The organism is Bremerella sp. JC817 (genome assembly GCF_040718835.1).
Lineage (GTDB): Bacteria > Planctomycetota > Planctomycetia > Pirellulales > Pirellulaceae > Bremerella.
Map to the genome: position 1 here is coordinate 884,141 of NZ_JBFEFG010000280.1, position 15,304 is coordinate 899,444.

Consider the following 15,304-nt stretch of genomic DNA (forward strand, 5'->3'; position numbering starts at 1 on the left):
TCTCATGAAGACGCTTCTCCATGCTAGTGTGGCGTGTTGCTGCTGGATCGCTGCGGCAACGATCGCTTTTGCGGCGGAATCAGAAATTGATTTCGGTCGAGACATTCGACCCATCCTCTCGGGCAAGTGCTTTCATTGCCACGGTCCAGACCCCGAATCGCGAGAAGGGGGCCTGCGTCTCGATCTTGAGGATGCGTCCCGCGAGGAACTCGATAGCGGCATGATCGCCATTGTTCCCGGCAATGTGGACGAGAGCGAATTGATGGCCCGCGTTCGTACCGACGACGAATCGATGCGGATGCCTCCGCCTGAGATCGGCAATCAGTTATCGCCTCGCGAACAAGAGTTGCTGACCAAGTGGATTCAGCAAGGAGCGAAGTACGCACCGCACTGGTCGTTCGTTCCCCCAGTCAAGCATGCAGCACCAGAGGTGAAGCAGGCCGACTGGGCCAAGACAACGCTCGATCGCTTCGTGCTGCATCGCCTGGAGCAAGAAGGTCTCGTCCCGAACGACGAGGCGGATCGATACACGCTGGCTCGTCGTGCTTCGTTCGCGTTAACTGGCTTGCCGCTGTCGATCGAAGAAACCGATGCCTTCGTCAACGACCCTTCGCCCGACGCCTATGAAAAGCTGGTCGATCGCCTGCTGGCCGATCCTGCTTACGGCGAACGCTGGGGCCGCGTCTGGCTTGACATTGCCCGATACGCCGATTCGATGGGGTACGAGAAAGACAGCCCAAGAACGATCTGGCCTTATCGCGACTGGGTGATTCGTGCGATTAACGAGAACATGCCGTTCGATCAGTTCACTGTCGAGCAGTTGGCGGGCGACTTGCTGCCAGAGCCGACCCAGGACCAACGCATCGCGACGGCCTTTCATCGCAACACGATGACCAATACCGAAGGGGGCACCAACGACGAAGAGTTCCGCAACGCGGCCGTCGTCGATCGCGTGAACACGACCATCAAGGCCTGGATGGGGCTGACGATGGAGTGTGCCCAATGCCATACGCACAAATACGATCCGATTACGCAGAAAGAATACTTCGAGTTCTTCGCGATCTTCAACCAGACCGAAGACGCCGATCGTGGCGACGAAGCACCGCTGGCTAAATGGTTCACCACGCAGCAGCAAGCCCAGCAAGCCAGCTTGAAATCGCAGTTGGAAGAAGCCCAGGCCAAGCTGCAGCAGATGCTGGAAGCTTCGACCGAGATCGCGCATCAGACGAATCAGCCCAACATCGGCCGCTTTGTCCGGGTCGAGAATGTCGCCGACAGTGCCTTTCTGCACATCGCTGAAGTTCAGGTCTTCAGCGGTCAAGAGAACCTGGCGATGAAGGGGAAGGCGACCCAAAGCAGCGTCGACTACGACGGACCTGCGGGCCTTGCGATCGATGGCAACACGAACGGCGACTACGCCGGTGCCAAGAGCACGACCCACACCAAGCAAGAGAAAAACCCTTGGTGGGAAGTCGACCTGGGCGGCACGACCACGATCGACAAAGTGGTGGTTTGGAATCGAACCGACGGGGCTCTCTTCAATCGGATGAAGACCTGCCGGGTCGTCATTCTGGATGAGAATCGCAATCCGGTGTGGGCAGGTCGACTCGATTCGCCTTTCAATCCGAGTGCCGAGTTCGTTCCTCCGAAGACCATCGACGCCATGGACCCGCAGGCCCGGACCGAACTGGCGACCTACCTGAAGGGGAACTCGCCAGAGCTCGAGAAGCAGAAAGCACGCATCGCGAATCTGCAGAAGAAGCTCGACGGAATCAAACCGACCACCACGCCGGTGATGGTGGAACTGCCGGCCGACAAGCATCGCAAGACGTTCATTCAGCTTCGCGGAAGTTATCAGGCCGAAGGGGACGAGGTCGGTCCCCAGGTGCTTGGCAGTTTCCACAAGCAGCCGCAGCAAAAGGAAGTCGATCGCCTGGCGATGGCCGAGTGGCTGATCGATTCCAGCAATCCACTGACGGCCCGCGTTGTCGTGAATCGCCATTGGGAACAGCTCTTTGGGATCGGTATCGTCGAGACCAGCGAAGACTTTGGTTCGCAAGGCGAGCTGCCAACCCATCCACAGCTTCTCGATACGCTGGCAGTCGAACTGATGGAGCATCACTGGGACACCAAGTGGCTGGTCAAACAACTCGTCATGAGCCAGGCCTTCCGCCAGGCGGCCACAGCGACGCCGGAAAAGCTGGCCAAGGATCCGCGGAACCAGCTTGTTTCACGTGGCCCTCGCATTCGGCTCTCGGCGGAAATGGTCCGTGACCAGGCACTAGCCGTGAGTGGTTTGCTGAGCGAAAAGATGTTCGGCCCGCCGGTTCACCCACCTCGCCCGAATCTTGGTTTGAACGCTGCCTTCGGCGGTTCGACCGACTGGAAAGACAGCACCGGCGAAGACCGGTATCGCCGCGGCATCTATACGATGTGGCGACGCACAACGCCATATCCATCGATGGCAACATTCGACGCACCAAGCCGCGAAGTCTGCACTGTTCGTCGAATCACGACCAACACGCCGCTCCAGGCACTCGTCACGCTGAACGATCCGGTCTACATCGAAGCCGCCCAGGCCCTCGGCCGTGTTGCCTGGCAGCAGCCCGATATGACCATCGATCAAAAGATTGAATATGCGTTCCGCCGTGTGCTGGGACGCCATCCCAGCGAGCAAGAGATCGCTCGCTTGCATCAACTGCTAGAAGAAGTGCAGCAGCAGTATGCCGCCATTCCGGACGAGGCCGCGAAGATTGCCACGCAGCCGCTGGGACCAATACCGGAAGGAGCGGTGGTCGAAGAGATGGCCGCGTGGACCATCCTCGGGAATGTGCTGTTGAACCTGGACGAAACTTTGAATCGCTAGACGTTTCGTTCCACTTGCCTTTCGATCGATCCTATCGCTTTCACGAAGAGATCCCACGATGAATCCAATGCATCGCCCGCTGCAAAACATCACCCGCCGCTACTTCCTGTCGCAGTGTCAGACTGGAATTGGCGGCATGGCGTTGGGGTCGCTCTTAGGTGGCTCGGCGTTGGGTTCGGAAGCGAGCACGGCTGGTTCGATCATGCCGGCGCGAACTCACTTCCCCGCCAAAGCGAAGTCGGTCATCTATCTGCACATGACGGGTTCGCCGCCGAACCTCGACTTGTTCGACTACAAGCCGGAACTGGTCAAACATAACGACCAGGATTGCCCGGCCGAGTTTCTGGAAGGGAAAGAGTTCGCGTTCACCAAAGGAACGCCGAAGCTGATGGGAACGCCCCACAAGTTTCGCAAGGTGGGCAAGTCCGGCACATGGATGTCGGACGCCCTGGTTCACATGGAAGACATTGTCGACGATGTCTGCTTCATCCATTCGATGAACACCGACCAGTTCAACCATGCTCCGGCCGAACTGTTGCTATACACCGGATCGCCGCGATTGGGGCGGCCTTCGATGGGATCGTGGGTGACCTATGGCCTTGGTTCCGAAAACGAAAACCTGCCTGGCTTTGTGGTGCTCGTTTCCAGCGGAACGAACCCTGCCGGCGGCAACAGCGACTGGGGGAGCGGCTTCCTGCCTTCGGTCTATCAAGGCGTGCAGTGCCGATCGAAAGGGGACCCGGTCCTCTATCTGAACAATCCGGCCGGGATGAGCAAAGAGATGCGTCGACGAACGCTCGATGCGATGAACGACTTGAATGCGATGGAGCTGGCCCGCAGCGGCAGCCCTGAAACAGAAACGCGGATCTCGCAGTACGAGCTCGCCTTCCGCATGCAGATGGCTGCCCCTGAGGCGATGGACCTCAGTCAGGAAACGCAGGCCACCCTCGATGCCTATGGCGCGAAGCCGGGGGATTCGAGCCTGGCGAACAACTGCTTGTTGGCACGCCGGCTTGTCGAACGTGGCGTTCGTTTCGTGCAGCTATTCGACTGGGGCTGGGACTTCCACGGCACCAGCAAGGGAACTGGTCTGGGGGATGGCTTGAAAGAGAAGTGTGGCTCGATGGACCAACCGGTCTCGATGCTCATCAAAGATTTGAAGCAGCGCGGGCTACTCGATGAAACGCTGGTCGTCTGGGGTGGCGAGTTCGGACGAACTCCATTCCGCGAAGGTCGTACCGCTGGCAGCACCGTGCTCGGCCGCGATCACTATCCCGATGTCTTCACCTTGTGGATGGCAGGCGGCGGGATCAAGCCAGGGCATTCGTATGGCGCGAGCGACGAGCTTGGTTTCAAGGTTGCCGAGAACAAGGTGCACATCCACGATCTTCAGGCAACCATTCTGCATTGCCTGGGGATGAATCACGAGCGACTTACCTATCACTACAGTGGTCGTGATTTCCGTCTGACCGACGTGCATGGGCACGTGGTGCACGACGTGTTGGCCTAAGCGGTCCCTGGGCGTTATTCGTCGGGGCTTTCGGCGACCAGCCCTTTGATGTTGCGGGCATAGATCCAGGTCGAACGTTCGGTCCGGATATGCGTTTCGCCGGTGATCAGTCCGTCGCGAGCCAGCGTTTTCAGCTCGGACAAACGATACGGTCCCGACTCTTGATACTTCGGCGGAAACTTAACATAGAACTCTGTCAGATCAGGCTTGGCATCCTTCGGCGTTTCCGGAGCACAAACGGGAATCTGCCGTTTCTCTTTGGCCGAGGTTCGTTTCTTCTTCTTGCCTGGTTCCAGAAACGGCTTGAGCGTTGGGAAGATTTGCCCCAGCTTCTCGTAAATCATTTCAGGCTTCATGTGGAGAGTACCTTTCAAGGATCGCTCGTCTTCTAACGTTCCATCGTTCGGTACGACCTGGGCGAAGGTTCGTTCGCACCAGAAATGGTTCTTCGTGGAATCTTCACGACCCCTTCACGGATGCTGGCAAGCTAGCACCTACTGGCAGGGTAGGGGGATTGCTATTGCTTCCGATCGGGAAAACGGGAATTATTGCCAGCTACCGCCCCACGGACCGCCAGTCGCGCCGCGACTGGTTATCTCTTCCAACAACCACCGTGCGCTGATGAACGTTGCGGAGGCTCGCCGAAGGGGCGGGAGCCACCGATTCTGGTAGCTGGTTTCTGATTCACGAAAGTCGCGTAAGGAAATGACACGTCTGAAATACGATCCTTGGGTATTGGCACTGCATCTGGTTGATGCCAGCGGGACACGGCGCGTCGCGATGTCGACTCAGGTTCTTTCCGAGATCCTGGGGGAAGTTCATCGTGTCGATTCCATTCGAACCGTTCACGTGCGCGGGATCAATTCCGACCCGGGCGAGATCGCCTGCCTGGTCGATCACGGACGAATGATTGCCTTGGCCGGCTTTCCGAAGCGAGTCCTTTTCACGACCGGCGAAGGAATGCTGCGGCAAGAAGTGGAAGAAGTCTTCCGCGCGTTTACCTCAATTGAATTCAGCTTGCCGAAGTCGCTCCGTAACGAGCTGCTTCCATTCCAGAAAAGTGACTCTACGCACCGCGAAGAAGAAATCGAACGTTGGCTGAATACCATCGAGTACTATGCCCGCGTCAAACATACGTGGCAATTGGCTGCCGAGCTGACCGTGCGGATCCCACCAGGCAACCTGGCAATCGACCTGTCGGACCGGCTCGACCGACTGGCCTGGCGAATGTCGTTTCGCGTGCAACGAACCGGCGGAGCGAGTGCGTTCAATCTCGAGCAACAGCAAGCCGAGTATGGCATGAAGCTGTGCGAAGAGCCTTACCGCGTGATGACCTTCAGCGCGTGCGGTCAGATGACGGCCTGTAGTGGCGACCAGCGACAACGCGTTTACTTCGGTAGCCTGGAAGAAGATACGCTGCGAGGGATCTGGGAAAGCAACTCAATGGAGTCGTGGCGACGCAATCGAACTGATGGCCAATGCCAGGGATGCCCAGGCCTTGGAACAACGCTGCGGCGTCCTTCGCTGATTGGCGTGTACGACTCGGTCGGAGAGCAGCGTTTCCATGAATATCCACAGCAGCAACTGCGGAAGATCGCCGAGCAAACCGAGCAGCAGAACGCTGCGAGTAGCGGCCAACGCGACTTCTTCCGGGCCCCACGCAAAGCTTCGTAGGCAGAAGGGGGCGGCGTACTACGGCGTCGCCTCAAGCGATTTCACACGCTGCAAATCGCGGTGGGCTTCGCGAAACTGTTTCAGTTCCACCAGCACGTGGGCGCGATGTCGATAGGCATCGACGTGGTCGGACTGAATCGAGATCACCTGGCTGAAGTCGCTGAGGGCATCTTCCCTTCGCGAAAGCGCCTCCCGCAATAGCCCACGATCGTAATACGAGGCGGCATCTTGTGGATTGATCTGCACCGCCATCGTGTAATCGGCCAATGCCAGCTCCGGCTTTCGCTGCAGCTTGAAGAGGAAGGCCCGGTCGCGATACGCCGCCGCCAAACGAGGATCGCGCTCGATGGCTTGGCCATAGTCGGCAATCGCTTCCTCGAGTTGCCCCAGGTGGCGTTTGCTCCAACCTCTCAGGAAAAAGGTGGTCGCCATCGGCTGCTGCTTGATTGCGGTATCGAAGTCTTGAATCGCAGCTTGATAGTTCTGATTCAGCACGTGAAGGTAGCCACGGTTGTGAATCAGCGTCGTATCTTCGGGATCGAACTCGATGCCGGCGGTCAACTGTTCGATCATGCCTGGAAGGCTACGGTCAATATCGAGCCGCTTTCGCTCGGGCCCATGAGGATGCACGAAGAGGGAGTCGGTTTCGATCGCCGTTTCCAGATCGCGCTTCGCTTGTTCGATGTTGCCAAGGGCACGCTGGGCCTGGGAACGATGCTTCCAGGCCAAGACCATCTTCGGCTGCAATCGAATTGCCAGGCTGAAGTCAGCGATCGCCTTGGCTGGCATATTCTGCCGCTGCCAGGTGAGCCCACGAACGTAAGGGAGACGCGGATCGGTCGGGTCGCTTTCGATGGCGGCCGTTTGATCGGCGATCGCTTGCTCGAACTTTCCTTCGCTCGCGTAGATCAGCCCGCGATAGGCTAAGGCTAACGTTTGCTGCGGATCGATCGCGATGGCCTGATCCCAATCGCGTTTCGCTTCGGCCCGGTTCCCTTGGCGGAAGTGAAGATAGCCTCGCGCCGCCAACGCTTCTGCCAGCTTCGGATTGCGTTCAAGTGCCGCTTCGAGATCGGCTTCTGCCAACGCCCAGCTTCCCAGACGCTTGTGTACCTTGGCCCGATGCAAGTAAGCCTCGGCGGTGTCGGGGTTGGCCTGGATCGCCGCCGAGAAATGCTCGACAGCTTTGGTATCGAGAGGCGTCAGCGATGAAGATGGAAGCCAGCCGACGCGTTGACCGGTTCGGACCTGGGTATGTTCGCCATGCGTTGTCTGCAGTTCGACAACGTCGCCAGGGGCCAGCGTCAGCAGTGGCTGGTCAGTCGGGCGATGCGGAGGCGTAGTCGCCCAGAGAGCTGTTTTGTGCAGAACGACCTGTCGAGATTCGACGGCCGGTGGAGTTGCCTTCACGGGGAGAGGTTGCCCGAGAACGAACAGGATCAAGATGCCCGGCAACTTCCAAGCCATGCGAACGGTCAGCCTCACTCAAGTCGAATCGATTGCGAAGGTACGCGGTCATTGTAGCCAGCGAATCGGAATCGATTGTTAAGACTTGGTGAGGCTTTGGCGTTCTCGCTGGTGTTATTTACCAGGGATGTTGAAGTCGAGCGTCGAGTCTTCTTTGGGAAGGGTGACCGCTTCGCCGTAGGGAAGAAACAGGCTAACGCCCAGGTCGCTTTCGGAGTTCGCTTTGCCGTCGTAACCGACGATCCGGACGCCATAGGCACCACCCAACACCCCTTTGCCAGGTTGCGTCTCGTAGTGTCCGTCTTCGATTTTGACGATCGTGCCGGGGCCGCTGTTGCCAGCACGCGAGTTCGGGGTGAACTGAATTTCGCCGGCAGGGACCGGCTGGCCTTGGTAGGTGACCGTTCCAGCGAGATGAAATCGTTCGATCCCATCTCCTGCGCTGCAGCCAACCAGAAGGAGGCCAATCAGGCCAATCGAAAAGGCAGCAAGGTTCTTCATCGTGGACATCCTTTCCCCATTAGTTGCGGTTGAAGCCACTGATCGGCAAACCGTCGTTGCGGATCGCCAGTTGGCTATACATTTGGGTGTCCATCGTTTCGACGAAGAACTGCACCGACGCGTCGCTCATCATCATCTCGCAGCCGCCGGGATGGTAGCTACCGAAGCAACGTGCTTGCGTGCTGTGAGTGGCGTCGGTCAACGAATTGATCGGAGCGATCGCGCTGGCCAGCGTGGCAGGGAAGCCCCACAGGTTGTTCACGTTGGCGCTGCTGGCCCAACCGAAGTTCTTGCCATCAGCTCGGTTGTGGGTCTGGTAACGGCTTTCGCCCACCATCACCACGTTGGTCGTGCCATCGATCGCATCGCGGAACTGCACGGCGGAATGGAAGTAGAGCATCCCGTTGGTATCGTTGCCACGCAGAGGATCGCTGCTGGCGCGGCATTGGAAGTCGTAGGTACTCGACGACGAGTTGAACACGCCGCCACCCATCACGCCCATGTAGCACAGCAGGTTCGGCTGTTCCGAAACGCGTGGATCGGAAGGGCATTGATAGATCGACAAAGGAATCTGCCATGCAGTCTGGTTCGCAGTGCTGCCAGCACCATCGACCGGATTCATCGTGAACTTCTGCGAGAAGTTGAATTGATCGTGCAGCGCGTTCTGTTCGAGGAACGGAAGCAGCATCACGGTCCACGGGGCGAACGCATTGTTGTCGCCGGAGTTGCTCCAGCAGGTTCCGCTCGAAGCAGGCGGAGTCGTACGATTCGAGATGTAACCAGAAGGGAAGCTACCAAACGTATCGTGGTAGTTGTGCAGACCAAGCCCGAGATTCTTCAGGTTATTCGTGCAACTCATCCGGCGAGCCGCTTCTCGCGCTTGCTGAACGGCCGGAAGAAGCAAAGCGATCAAAACGCCGATGATGGCGATCACGACAAGCAATTCCACGAGCGTAAACCCGCGGCGGCGGACAGAACAAAGCATGGGGGCACCTTGGGGAGTTCAGGGCGACAGGAAGGGCGAAAAGGAAAATCCGCGCTAAATAATCATAAATGACCAGGTAGTACGAATCTAGCTGAAAGTGGCATGTAGCGGAGCGGGTATTTCCCTAGAGGGGGGCGTGGTGCCTGTGAGCCCAAGAAAATGGCTACACGCCGAAAGACGGTAGCCAAGGTTTACTGAGGAAAGAAGCGAAACGCGCCGTCAATTACTTGGCCGGCGTTGGCTTCTTGTCTTTGTCTGGGTTTGGCGTGCTCAGATCGATCTCTTGCTTACCGGTACCCTCGAAGCCAGCCTTCGGGGTGCCATCTTCGTTCAGGCCATCGACTGTCCAAAGCACACCACGAGCAACCAGCCCGAGCCAGTCGTCGTTGTTCATCGTTTCGTTGTAATGACCCAGCGTCGTCGAGAAAGTCTTAGTCCCTTTGTACTCGTTGGTCCAGATCACGACGTGATCTTTCTTGGTGTCGACGCCGTAAGCCTTGGCCAGCGGGGTCGCGGAATCCCAGGTCTTCTCGATCTTGTAGAGCTCGCCTCGTTCGACCTTCCAGTTTTGTGGGAAGCCCTTCATGATCGGGTGATCCGATTCAAGCGTGACGACGTCGAGCGGATGCTTGCCTTCGTGACTGGTCGATCGTTGACCGATCAGCTTGCGCCACTCGTCGGTCTTGGCGTTGCGATAGCTGTGCATCGAGCAGTGAATGAAGATCGCTGGAATCTTGTTCTCGGTATGAGCCGCCACGATGCCTTCGATGAAGTCGACATCGGTCACGCCGCCATAGCATTCGTTGTGCACAACAATGTCGTACGGCTTGATCCAGTCGTGGTTTTGATAGACCGGCACTTGGATGTTGCGGTCTTCGCCAGCCAGGGCGACATCCCAGTCGATGCTGACGCGTTGGCTCAGCCCCTGGGTGATGATCTTGATTTGGTTGGGGTAGTCGTGGCAGCAACCGCCGGTAATCAGCAGTCCTTTCAGCTTGGCCTTTTCTTCCGCCAGCGAAGGAGCCGCCAGGCAGGCGACAAACAGCAGTACCAGCAATGGACGAATGAAACGATGAGGCATGATGGGAATTCCTTGTGATCGGATCGGGGGCAGGGGGGAAAGAGAGCCACGGGTTACCTGGGTCGGCACAGCTTGTCCGCCGCGTTGGATGCGATCTCCAAAGCAGGGCAGGGTGCGGACTCAGGTAGCCCGTGGCGGCTCCTAATTGATCTTCTTACTTGGCGGCGCTGGGGGCGGTAGCGGCGTCGATGTCGCCCAGGGCGAACTGGATACCATCGAGATAGAACTGCAGCATCTGCGGGTTCCAATAGATCTCTTCGCGATGTCCCAGCGAGCTGTAGAACACGCGACCATCGCCCCATTTGCGGACCCACGACACGGCAAAGTCGTTGTCTTTGCGATGGATGCCGTTCTTTTCCATGTTCGTGTTCTCGACGTCCAGCGAGAGCAGCACGTGCAATGCTTCACGCGAGTACGGATCGCGGAACTGGTAGATTTCGTCGACGATGGTAAAGTTCTCGCCACCGAAAGCATTCATCAGCGGATGTTCACGGTCGTCGATCTTGATGCCGACTTTCTCGTGCCATGGGTGACCATGGAAGTAACCGCCGATCAGCTTGCCGAAGTCTTCCCAGTGATAGTTGGCATCGCTGGCCGCATGGAAACCGACCAGGCCTTTGCCACTGCTGACGAAATCGAGCAGGCTCTTGCGGAACATCTCTTCCGCTTCTTCTTTGCTCATCTTCTTGCCGGCCGCGACCAGCTTGGCGATGTCTTCGTCGCGTGGCTTGATCCAAGACCCCGTCGTGTTGACCATGACGATCGCGTCGTAGTCCTTCAGCGTTTCAGGATCGAGCAGCGTCAGGTCGTTGGTGATGTGGGCATCGAAAGCACCGGTCTTTTCGCCCAGCATCTTCACAGCCATCGCACCAACCGGAATCGAGCTGTGGCGGTAGCCGTCGTAACGAGTGAAGACCAGCACGTTGTGCTTTTCTTTCGGTTCGACACGTGGCTTCTCGGGCAGTGCGGCTTCGATCTTCGACAACTGATCTGGGGTGACCAGTTCGCGAATGTAGATGTTGCGGAAGTAAAGCGTGTTGCCGTGGTTCTGCAGTTCAATCTGGCCACTGCGATAGATTGGCTTGTCGCGTTCCCAGTAGTTTTCCAGCACGACGTCGTCGGTCACCAGCTTGCCGTTCAGCTTGACGGTAACGCGATCGCCGATCATGCGAATGTAGAAGGTGTTCCATTCGCCAATCGGATTGTCGGCGGTAACCAGCGGCTCGCTAGGATTCTTCTGGTTGTTGTAGAGACCGCCCGAGCCAACGCCCTTGGGGTTTGGACCTTTGTTCGATGGATCCCAGATCTGAATCTGCGGAGCGCCACGGACGTAGATGCCGCTGTCGCCTGCTTCTTTGATTTTGAAGTCGACGTACATCTCGAAGTCTGCGTAGTCCTTGGCAGTGCAGAGGCTTTGCCCCTTGCCGTCGAACACCAGCACGCCATCTTCAATGTTCCAATGCGCATGCATCGATTCGTCGGCCTTGGCTTGCGCGGCAGCCAGCTCTTCCTGCGACATCGCCGCACGCGACTTCGGATTGCCGACCAAGCCTTTCCAGCCCGAGAGATCCTTGCCGTTGAACAACGCTTTGAAACCATTGGGTGGTTGGTTTAAAGATGGTTCTTCGGCGATTGCGAACGTGACCATGCCAAGCAGCAGGCCAAAACTACACACCAGGCGCAACATAGATGAGATTCTCCTCAAGAGCGTTTTTTGTGGGTGGGAGGGCAAAAAGTTCGCCCATTTCGGTAGGCCGCCTGCCCGAAAGGACTGGGCAGGGTGGGATGGAAGACCGCCAACCATCATAATCGGTGGCAAAGGCCATGGGAATCAATTGATCGCTTCCGATGGCCGAAACCTGCGACTGAAACGAGACCGGTTCCTTTTTGGCCAAGATGAAGCGTTTTTTTCAAAACCTGTACGCGAAATTGATTTACTGGCCGTCGTATCTCTACAACTGGACGATGATCCGTCGTCTGAAGTGGTGGCGGTGGTACGACGAGATCGATCCCCATGTCTTCGTCGGCGCGGTTCCGTCCCGCACGATGGCGAAAGACCTGGCAGAAAGTGGGATCGCCGGTGTGATCAATACTTGCCACGAATATGAAGGCCCGCTCGATATCTACCGAGAGCATGGCGTCGAGCAGCTTTATTTGCCAACGGTCGATTTCACGCCCCCGAGTGTCGAGGACATCGACGAAGGGGTCCGATTTATCGAACGCTACGTGGCGGAAGGCAAAGATGTCTACGTCCACTGCAAAGCAGGCAGGGCACGAAGTGCCACCATCGTGCTGTGCTGGTTGATGAAAGCCAAAGGGATGACGCCAGAGCAGGCCCAGGTCTATCTGCTGGAAAAACGTCGCCAGGTGTTGCCAACCTTGTACCGCCGTCCGGTGGTTCAGTCTTACTATCGCGCTCTCAGCGAAACCAACGCCTAAAGAGCTCCGCCCGATGCGTTGGCACTCTCCATCGCGTTGAGCACTGGGTGAATCAGATACTGCGTGCAATAGATCGTCAAAGCGATCGGCAGCACGATGGTCACCGCCAGCGTGATGAACGTGGTCAGCAGTTTCGACCACAGACGATACTTGGGGCTCAGCCAGATCAGCGGCAAGCCCAGCGGACCGAAGGTCAGAATCACGGTCCAGATGATCGCATGGCTGCTCACCACCGTTCGGACGAGCGGTGGCAAGTTGCCCTCAATGGCATGTTCTACCGGCAACTGCGGTGCTGGTCGTACCGCAGGCAGCGTTTGAGGTGCGTCGAGTAATTCAGTGTGCCCAGTCATGAGATTGCCTTCAGACCTAAGATCAGTGCGCAGGGGCCTCTGAAACCTTAGGTCATGTTGGGCAGTTGGCAACTCACTTGCCTGGGCAAATAGGGAAGTCGCCCTATCTACTTTAGGTCGATCGGAAGCTGATCGATCTTAGCGGCCAGAATGAAGTCGTTCTCGCTTAGTCCACCGATCGCGTGGGTCCACAATTCGATCGAAACATTGCGATAGCCGGCAATGTGCAGATCTGGGTGATGCCCATCTGATTCGGCGACTTCCGCGACCTGGTTAAAGAACTTCATGCCGGCCATGAAGTTCTTCACGACCCAGTCTTTGCGGATCCGCTGGCCGTCGTGCGTGAGGTACCAGCCTTGCAGTTTGAGAAGCTGATTGTTGGACTCGTCCAGGGTGCATGGATCGACGCCCCCTTCGCACGGCTTGCATTTCTTTTGGGTCAGTTGCTCGCTCGTTTGGATTTCCATTGCGGCTAAGATCCTTTCAAAAAAAAGCCCCGGCGATGTCAGGCCGGGGCAGTGTTGTTTGCGTGTGGCCTCTTCAGGTGTCATTCTTGCGAATGACCCGAGCCGAGGCAAACCGTCGCAGGCGAGATTTACGAAACCGGAGCCATGTCTGGCGCTGGGTCTTTCATCTCGGGCTCTTCCGCTTTCTTTTCTTCCGCGGCTGGCTTCGCTTCGGCTTCTTTCTTCACCTGGTCGGCGACTTCGGAAGCTGGCCCTGCGATCGTTTCGGTGGGGCCACCTTCTTTGGTGCTTTGCAGCTCCCGCCAGGCTTCGTTCTTTTCGTACGCTTCCAGTTCCTTCTTCAGGTGGTCGCGAATCTCGGCGGCTGCTTCGTCGCCACCGGCAGCTTCAACAGCCTTCTTCGACCATTTACGAGCATCCTCGAAGTTGCCCTTCTCGGCGTGAGCCGCGGCCAAGGTCGAAAGGATGTGGGCTTCGGCGTAATCGGTCGCTTCGCAGGCTTGGACTGCGTACTTCAACGCTTTGTCGCCATTGCGGACGTTGTCTTGCGTCGAGGTCGAAAGCACCCAGGCCAGGTTGTTCAGGATGCCACCTTCTTCGTCGTCCTGAATCTTCAAGGCTTCTTCGTAAGCAGCGACCGCTTCGGCATGCTTGCCGTACGAGAGCAGGGCGTCACCCTTGCCACGCAGGGCAAGTGCGTTGTCAGGCTGTTCCTTCAGAACGGCGTTGTAAATTTCAACCGATTTGCGAGGACGCTTGTCGGCCTGGTACAAGGCGGCCAGTTGCAGGGCGATCGTTTCATTCTTGTCGCTCCGCATCTGCAACGCTTCCAGGTCGCGGATCGCTTCGGAGTACTTGCCTTCCTGGGCGTACAGCGTGGCTCGCATCAGTAAGGCCTGCATGTTGCCGGTGTCGACTGCCAAGGCACGTTCGACGTCTTGCAGGGCGGCCTTGTAGTCTTCGCGTTCGACATACAAGCTGGCTCGCATCAGCAGGGCAGGGACCGAGCGGGAATCGAGAACCAGAACCTGATCGAGGTCGGTGATCGCCGCATCCAGATTGCCAGCCATGGTCTTGAACTGGGCTCGCAGGAGGTAACCGATCGGCGAGTTCGGATTCGCTTTGACGATCTGATTGACCGCTTTGATCGCTTCGTCGAATTCGCCCAGTTGAGCGAACGCACGAGCATAGGCTTGCAGCGAAGTCAGGTCGCCTGGGGCCAACTGTTCGGTCACGATCTTCAGGTCGGCCAAGGCGTTTTCAAACTTGCCTTGTTCCAGGTACATCAAACCACGGAGGCGATAGGCATCAGCATTGTTCGGGTTGGCTTCGATCGCTTTGGTCAGCACGTCGATCTGAGCTTCCGGACCTTTGGCGAAGATCAACGAAACGACCAACGCCTTCGAGTGTTGCTCGCCGGTTCCCTTCAGCAGTTCGACCGCTTTGTTGATGCTCTTCTCGGCTTCTTCCTTGTTGCCGTCGGGCATGATCAACAGACGAGCCTTCAGCAGGTAGAGCATGCCGACCGTATCGTCGAACGCCAAACCTTTGTCGACTTCCGCCACGGCGTTGTCGCGAAGTTGCTTCCAGTCTTTACGCTGCTGGGCTTCTTCCAGGATACCCTTGGCCATCGCTTCGGCACGCTGGTAACGGACCGAGGTGAGAAGCTGCTTGGCGAAGACCTGGTCTTCTTCGTGCAGGCCTTTGTTCAAAGCTGCTTCGCAAAGGTCAGCAACCTTGCCAAGGTCGGCCATGTTTTCCGCATCCAGCTTCAGATCGACCGCTTTGTCGAGATCGGCTTGGCCGGCGTAGTCTTCGGCCGCCAGTGGGAGGGTGAAAAGGCCGGTCCAAAGAACGGCTACTGCAAGAAGGAGGAATCGCCCAACCATGGTGTTTTATCTAACTCCGTGAGAACATTGTGTTAGCGGATTCGCGTAGAATGTTATTCTAAGCAATTAGGCAGA

Annotated in this window: 13 protein-coding genes; 4 read left to right on the forward strand and 9 right to left on the reverse strand. The window is 57.5% G+C overall.

Annotation, left to right across the window (positions count from 1 at the left end; all coding sequences use genetic code 11):
- Positions 1-4: 4 nt before the first annotated feature.
- Positions 5-2,866 carry a DUF1553 domain-containing protein gene (locus tag AB1L30_RS21995; RefSeq protein ID WP_367016024.1) on the forward strand — a complete coding sequence of 954 codons (2,862 nt, stop codon included), beginning with the start codon at positions 5-7 and terminating at the stop codon, positions 2,864-2,866.
- A 58-nt stretch (positions 2,867-2,924) separates the two neighbouring features.
- Positions 2,925-4,376 (forward strand): DUF1501 domain-containing protein, encoded by a 1,452-nt coding sequence (locus tag AB1L30_RS22000; protein ID WP_367016026.1) that lies wholly within the window; start codon positions 2,925-2,927, stop codon positions 4,374-4,376.
- Between the two features lie 14 nt (positions 4,377-4,390).
- Here AB1L30_RS22000 and AB1L30_RS22005 read toward each other — a convergent pair whose 3' ends face one another.
- The gene (locus tag AB1L30_RS22005; RefSeq protein ID WP_367016028.1) at positions 4,391-4,732 is read right to left on the reverse strand and encodes a DUF4339 domain-containing protein; all 342 of its coding nucleotides are present in this window, start codon (positions 4,730-4,732) and stop codon (positions 4,391-4,393) included.
- A 349-nt stretch (positions 4,733-5,081) separates the two neighbouring features.
- Here AB1L30_RS22005 and AB1L30_RS22010 point away from each other — a divergent pair, with 349 nt between their 5' ends.
- Positions 5,082-6,050, forward strand: a complete 969-nt coding sequence (locus tag AB1L30_RS22010) for an SPASM domain-containing protein (RefSeq protein ID WP_367016030.1) — start codon at positions 5,082-5,084, stop codon at positions 6,048-6,050.
- An 18-nt stretch (positions 6,051-6,068) separates the two neighbouring features.
- Here the strand turns inward: AB1L30_RS22010 and AB1L30_RS22015 are convergent, their stop codons facing one another.
- The 5 genes from AB1L30_RS22015 to AB1L30_RS22035 form a co-directional block, all read right to left on the reverse strand.
- Entirely contained in the window at positions 6,069-7,517 is a 1,449-nt protein-coding gene (locus AB1L30_RS22015; RefSeq protein WP_367016032.1) for a tetratricopeptide repeat protein, read from the reverse strand.
- 114 nt (positions 7,518-7,631) lie between these two features.
- The gene (locus AB1L30_RS22020) at positions 7,632-8,018 is read right to left on the reverse strand and encodes a hypothetical protein (RefSeq protein WP_367016033.1); all 387 of its coding nucleotides are present in this window, start codon (positions 8,016-8,018) and stop codon (positions 7,632-7,634) included.
- Positions 8,019-8,037: 19 nt separating this feature from the next.
- The gene (locus AB1L30_RS22025) at positions 8,038-9,003 is read right to left on the reverse strand and encodes a DUF1559 domain-containing protein (RefSeq protein ID WP_367016035.1); all 966 of its coding nucleotides are present in this window, start codon (positions 9,001-9,003) and stop codon (positions 8,038-8,040) included.
- Between the two features lie 223 nt (positions 9,004-9,226).
- Positions 9,227-10,084 (reverse strand): ThuA domain-containing protein, encoded by an 858-nt coding sequence (locus AB1L30_RS22030; protein ID WP_367016036.1) that lies wholly within the window; start codon positions 10,082-10,084, stop codon positions 9,227-9,229.
- A 154-nt stretch (positions 10,085-10,238) separates the two neighbouring features.
- Positions 10,239-11,771: a ThuA domain-containing protein gene (locus tag AB1L30_RS22035; protein WP_367016038.1), complete on the reverse strand. Its 1,533-nt coding sequence runs from the start codon at positions 11,769-11,771 to the stop codon at positions 10,239-10,241.
- 209 nt (positions 11,772-11,980) lie between these two features.
- Here AB1L30_RS22035 and AB1L30_RS22040 point away from each other — a divergent pair, with 209 nt between their 5' ends.
- The gene (locus tag AB1L30_RS22040; protein ID WP_367016040.1) at positions 11,981-12,523 is read left to right on the forward strand and encodes a phosphatidylglycerophosphatase and protein-tyrosine phosphatase 1 family protein; all 543 of its coding nucleotides are present in this window, start codon (positions 11,981-11,983) and stop codon (positions 12,521-12,523) included.
- On the opposite strand, the gene AB1L30_RS22045 is transcribed toward AB1L30_RS22040, so the two are convergent.
- The 3 genes from AB1L30_RS22045 to AB1L30_RS22055 all read right to left on the reverse strand — a co-directional run bounded on the left by AB1L30_RS22045 (position 12,520) and on the right by AB1L30_RS22055 (position 15,229).
- A complete protein-coding gene (locus AB1L30_RS22045) occupies positions 12,520-12,873 on the reverse strand; it encodes a hypothetical protein (protein WP_367016042.1) in 354 nt (117 codons plus the stop codon). The two genes, AB1L30_RS22040 and AB1L30_RS22045, sit on opposite strands and share 4 nt — an antisense overlap.
- A 107-nt stretch (positions 12,874-12,980) precedes the next feature.
- Complete coding sequence (locus tag AB1L30_RS22050) at positions 12,981-13,340, reverse strand: 4a-hydroxytetrahydrobiopterin dehydratase (RefSeq protein WP_367016044.1); 360 nt, start codon at positions 13,338-13,340, stop codon at positions 12,981-12,983.
- A gap of 128 nt (positions 13,341-13,468) precedes the next feature.
- The gene (locus tag AB1L30_RS22055; protein WP_367016046.1) at positions 13,469-15,229 is read right to left on the reverse strand and encodes a tetratricopeptide repeat protein; all 1,761 of its coding nucleotides are present in this window, start codon (positions 15,227-15,229) and stop codon (positions 13,469-13,471) included.
- Positions 15,230-15,304: the final 75 nt, after the last annotated feature.

What these genes read in the sequence shown, in the direction of transcription:
- AB1L30_RS21995 (WP_367016024.1), top strand. Translation starts at nt 5, where the DNA reads ATGAAGACGCTTCTCCATGCTAGTGTGGCGTGTTGCTGCTGGATCGCT.
- AB1L30_RS22000 (WP_367016026.1), top strand. Translation starts at nt 2,925, where the DNA reads ATGAATCCAATGCATCGCCCGCTGCAAAACATCACCCGCCGCTACTTC.
- AB1L30_RS22005 (WP_367016028.1), bottom strand. Translation starts at nt 4,732, where the DNA reads ATGAAGCCTGAAATGATTTACGAGAAGCTGGGGCAAATCTTCCCAACG.
- AB1L30_RS22010 (WP_367016030.1), top strand. Translation starts at nt 5,082, where the DNA reads ATGACACGTCTGAAATACGATCCTTGGGTATTGGCACTGCATCTGGTT.
- AB1L30_RS22015 (WP_367016032.1), bottom strand. Translation starts at nt 7,517, where the DNA reads ATGGCTTGGAAGTTGCCGGGCATCTTGATCCTGTTCGTTCTCGGGCAA.
- AB1L30_RS22020 (WP_367016033.1), bottom strand. Translation starts at nt 8,018, where the DNA reads ATGAAGAACCTTGCTGCCTTTTCGATTGGCCTGATTGGCCTCCTTCTG.
- AB1L30_RS22025 (WP_367016035.1), bottom strand. Translation starts at nt 9,003, where the DNA reads ATGCTTTGTTCTGTCCGCCGCCGCGGGTTTACGCTCGTGGAATTGCTT.
- AB1L30_RS22030 (WP_367016036.1), bottom strand. Translation starts at nt 10,084, where the DNA reads ATGCCTCATCGTTTCATTCGTCCATTGCTGGTACTGCTGTTTGTCGCC.
- AB1L30_RS22035 (WP_367016038.1), bottom strand. Translation starts at nt 11,771, where the DNA reads ATGTTGCGCCTGGTGTGTAGTTTTGGCCTGCTGCTTGGCATGGTCACG.
- AB1L30_RS22040 (WP_367016040.1), top strand. Translation starts at nt 11,981, where the DNA reads ATGAAGCGTTTTTTTCAAAACCTGTACGCGAAATTGATTTACTGGCCG.
- AB1L30_RS22045 (WP_367016042.1), bottom strand. Translation starts at nt 12,873, where the DNA reads ATGACTGGGCACACTGAATTACTCGACGCACCTCAAACGCTGCCTGCG.
- AB1L30_RS22050 (WP_367016044.1), bottom strand. Translation starts at nt 13,340, where the DNA reads ATGGAAATCCAAACGAGCGAGCAACTGACCCAAAAGAAATGCAAGCCG.
- AB1L30_RS22055 (WP_367016046.1), bottom strand. Translation starts at nt 15,229, where the DNA reads ATGGTTGGGCGATTCCTCCTTCTTGCAGTAGCCGTTCTTTGGACCGGC.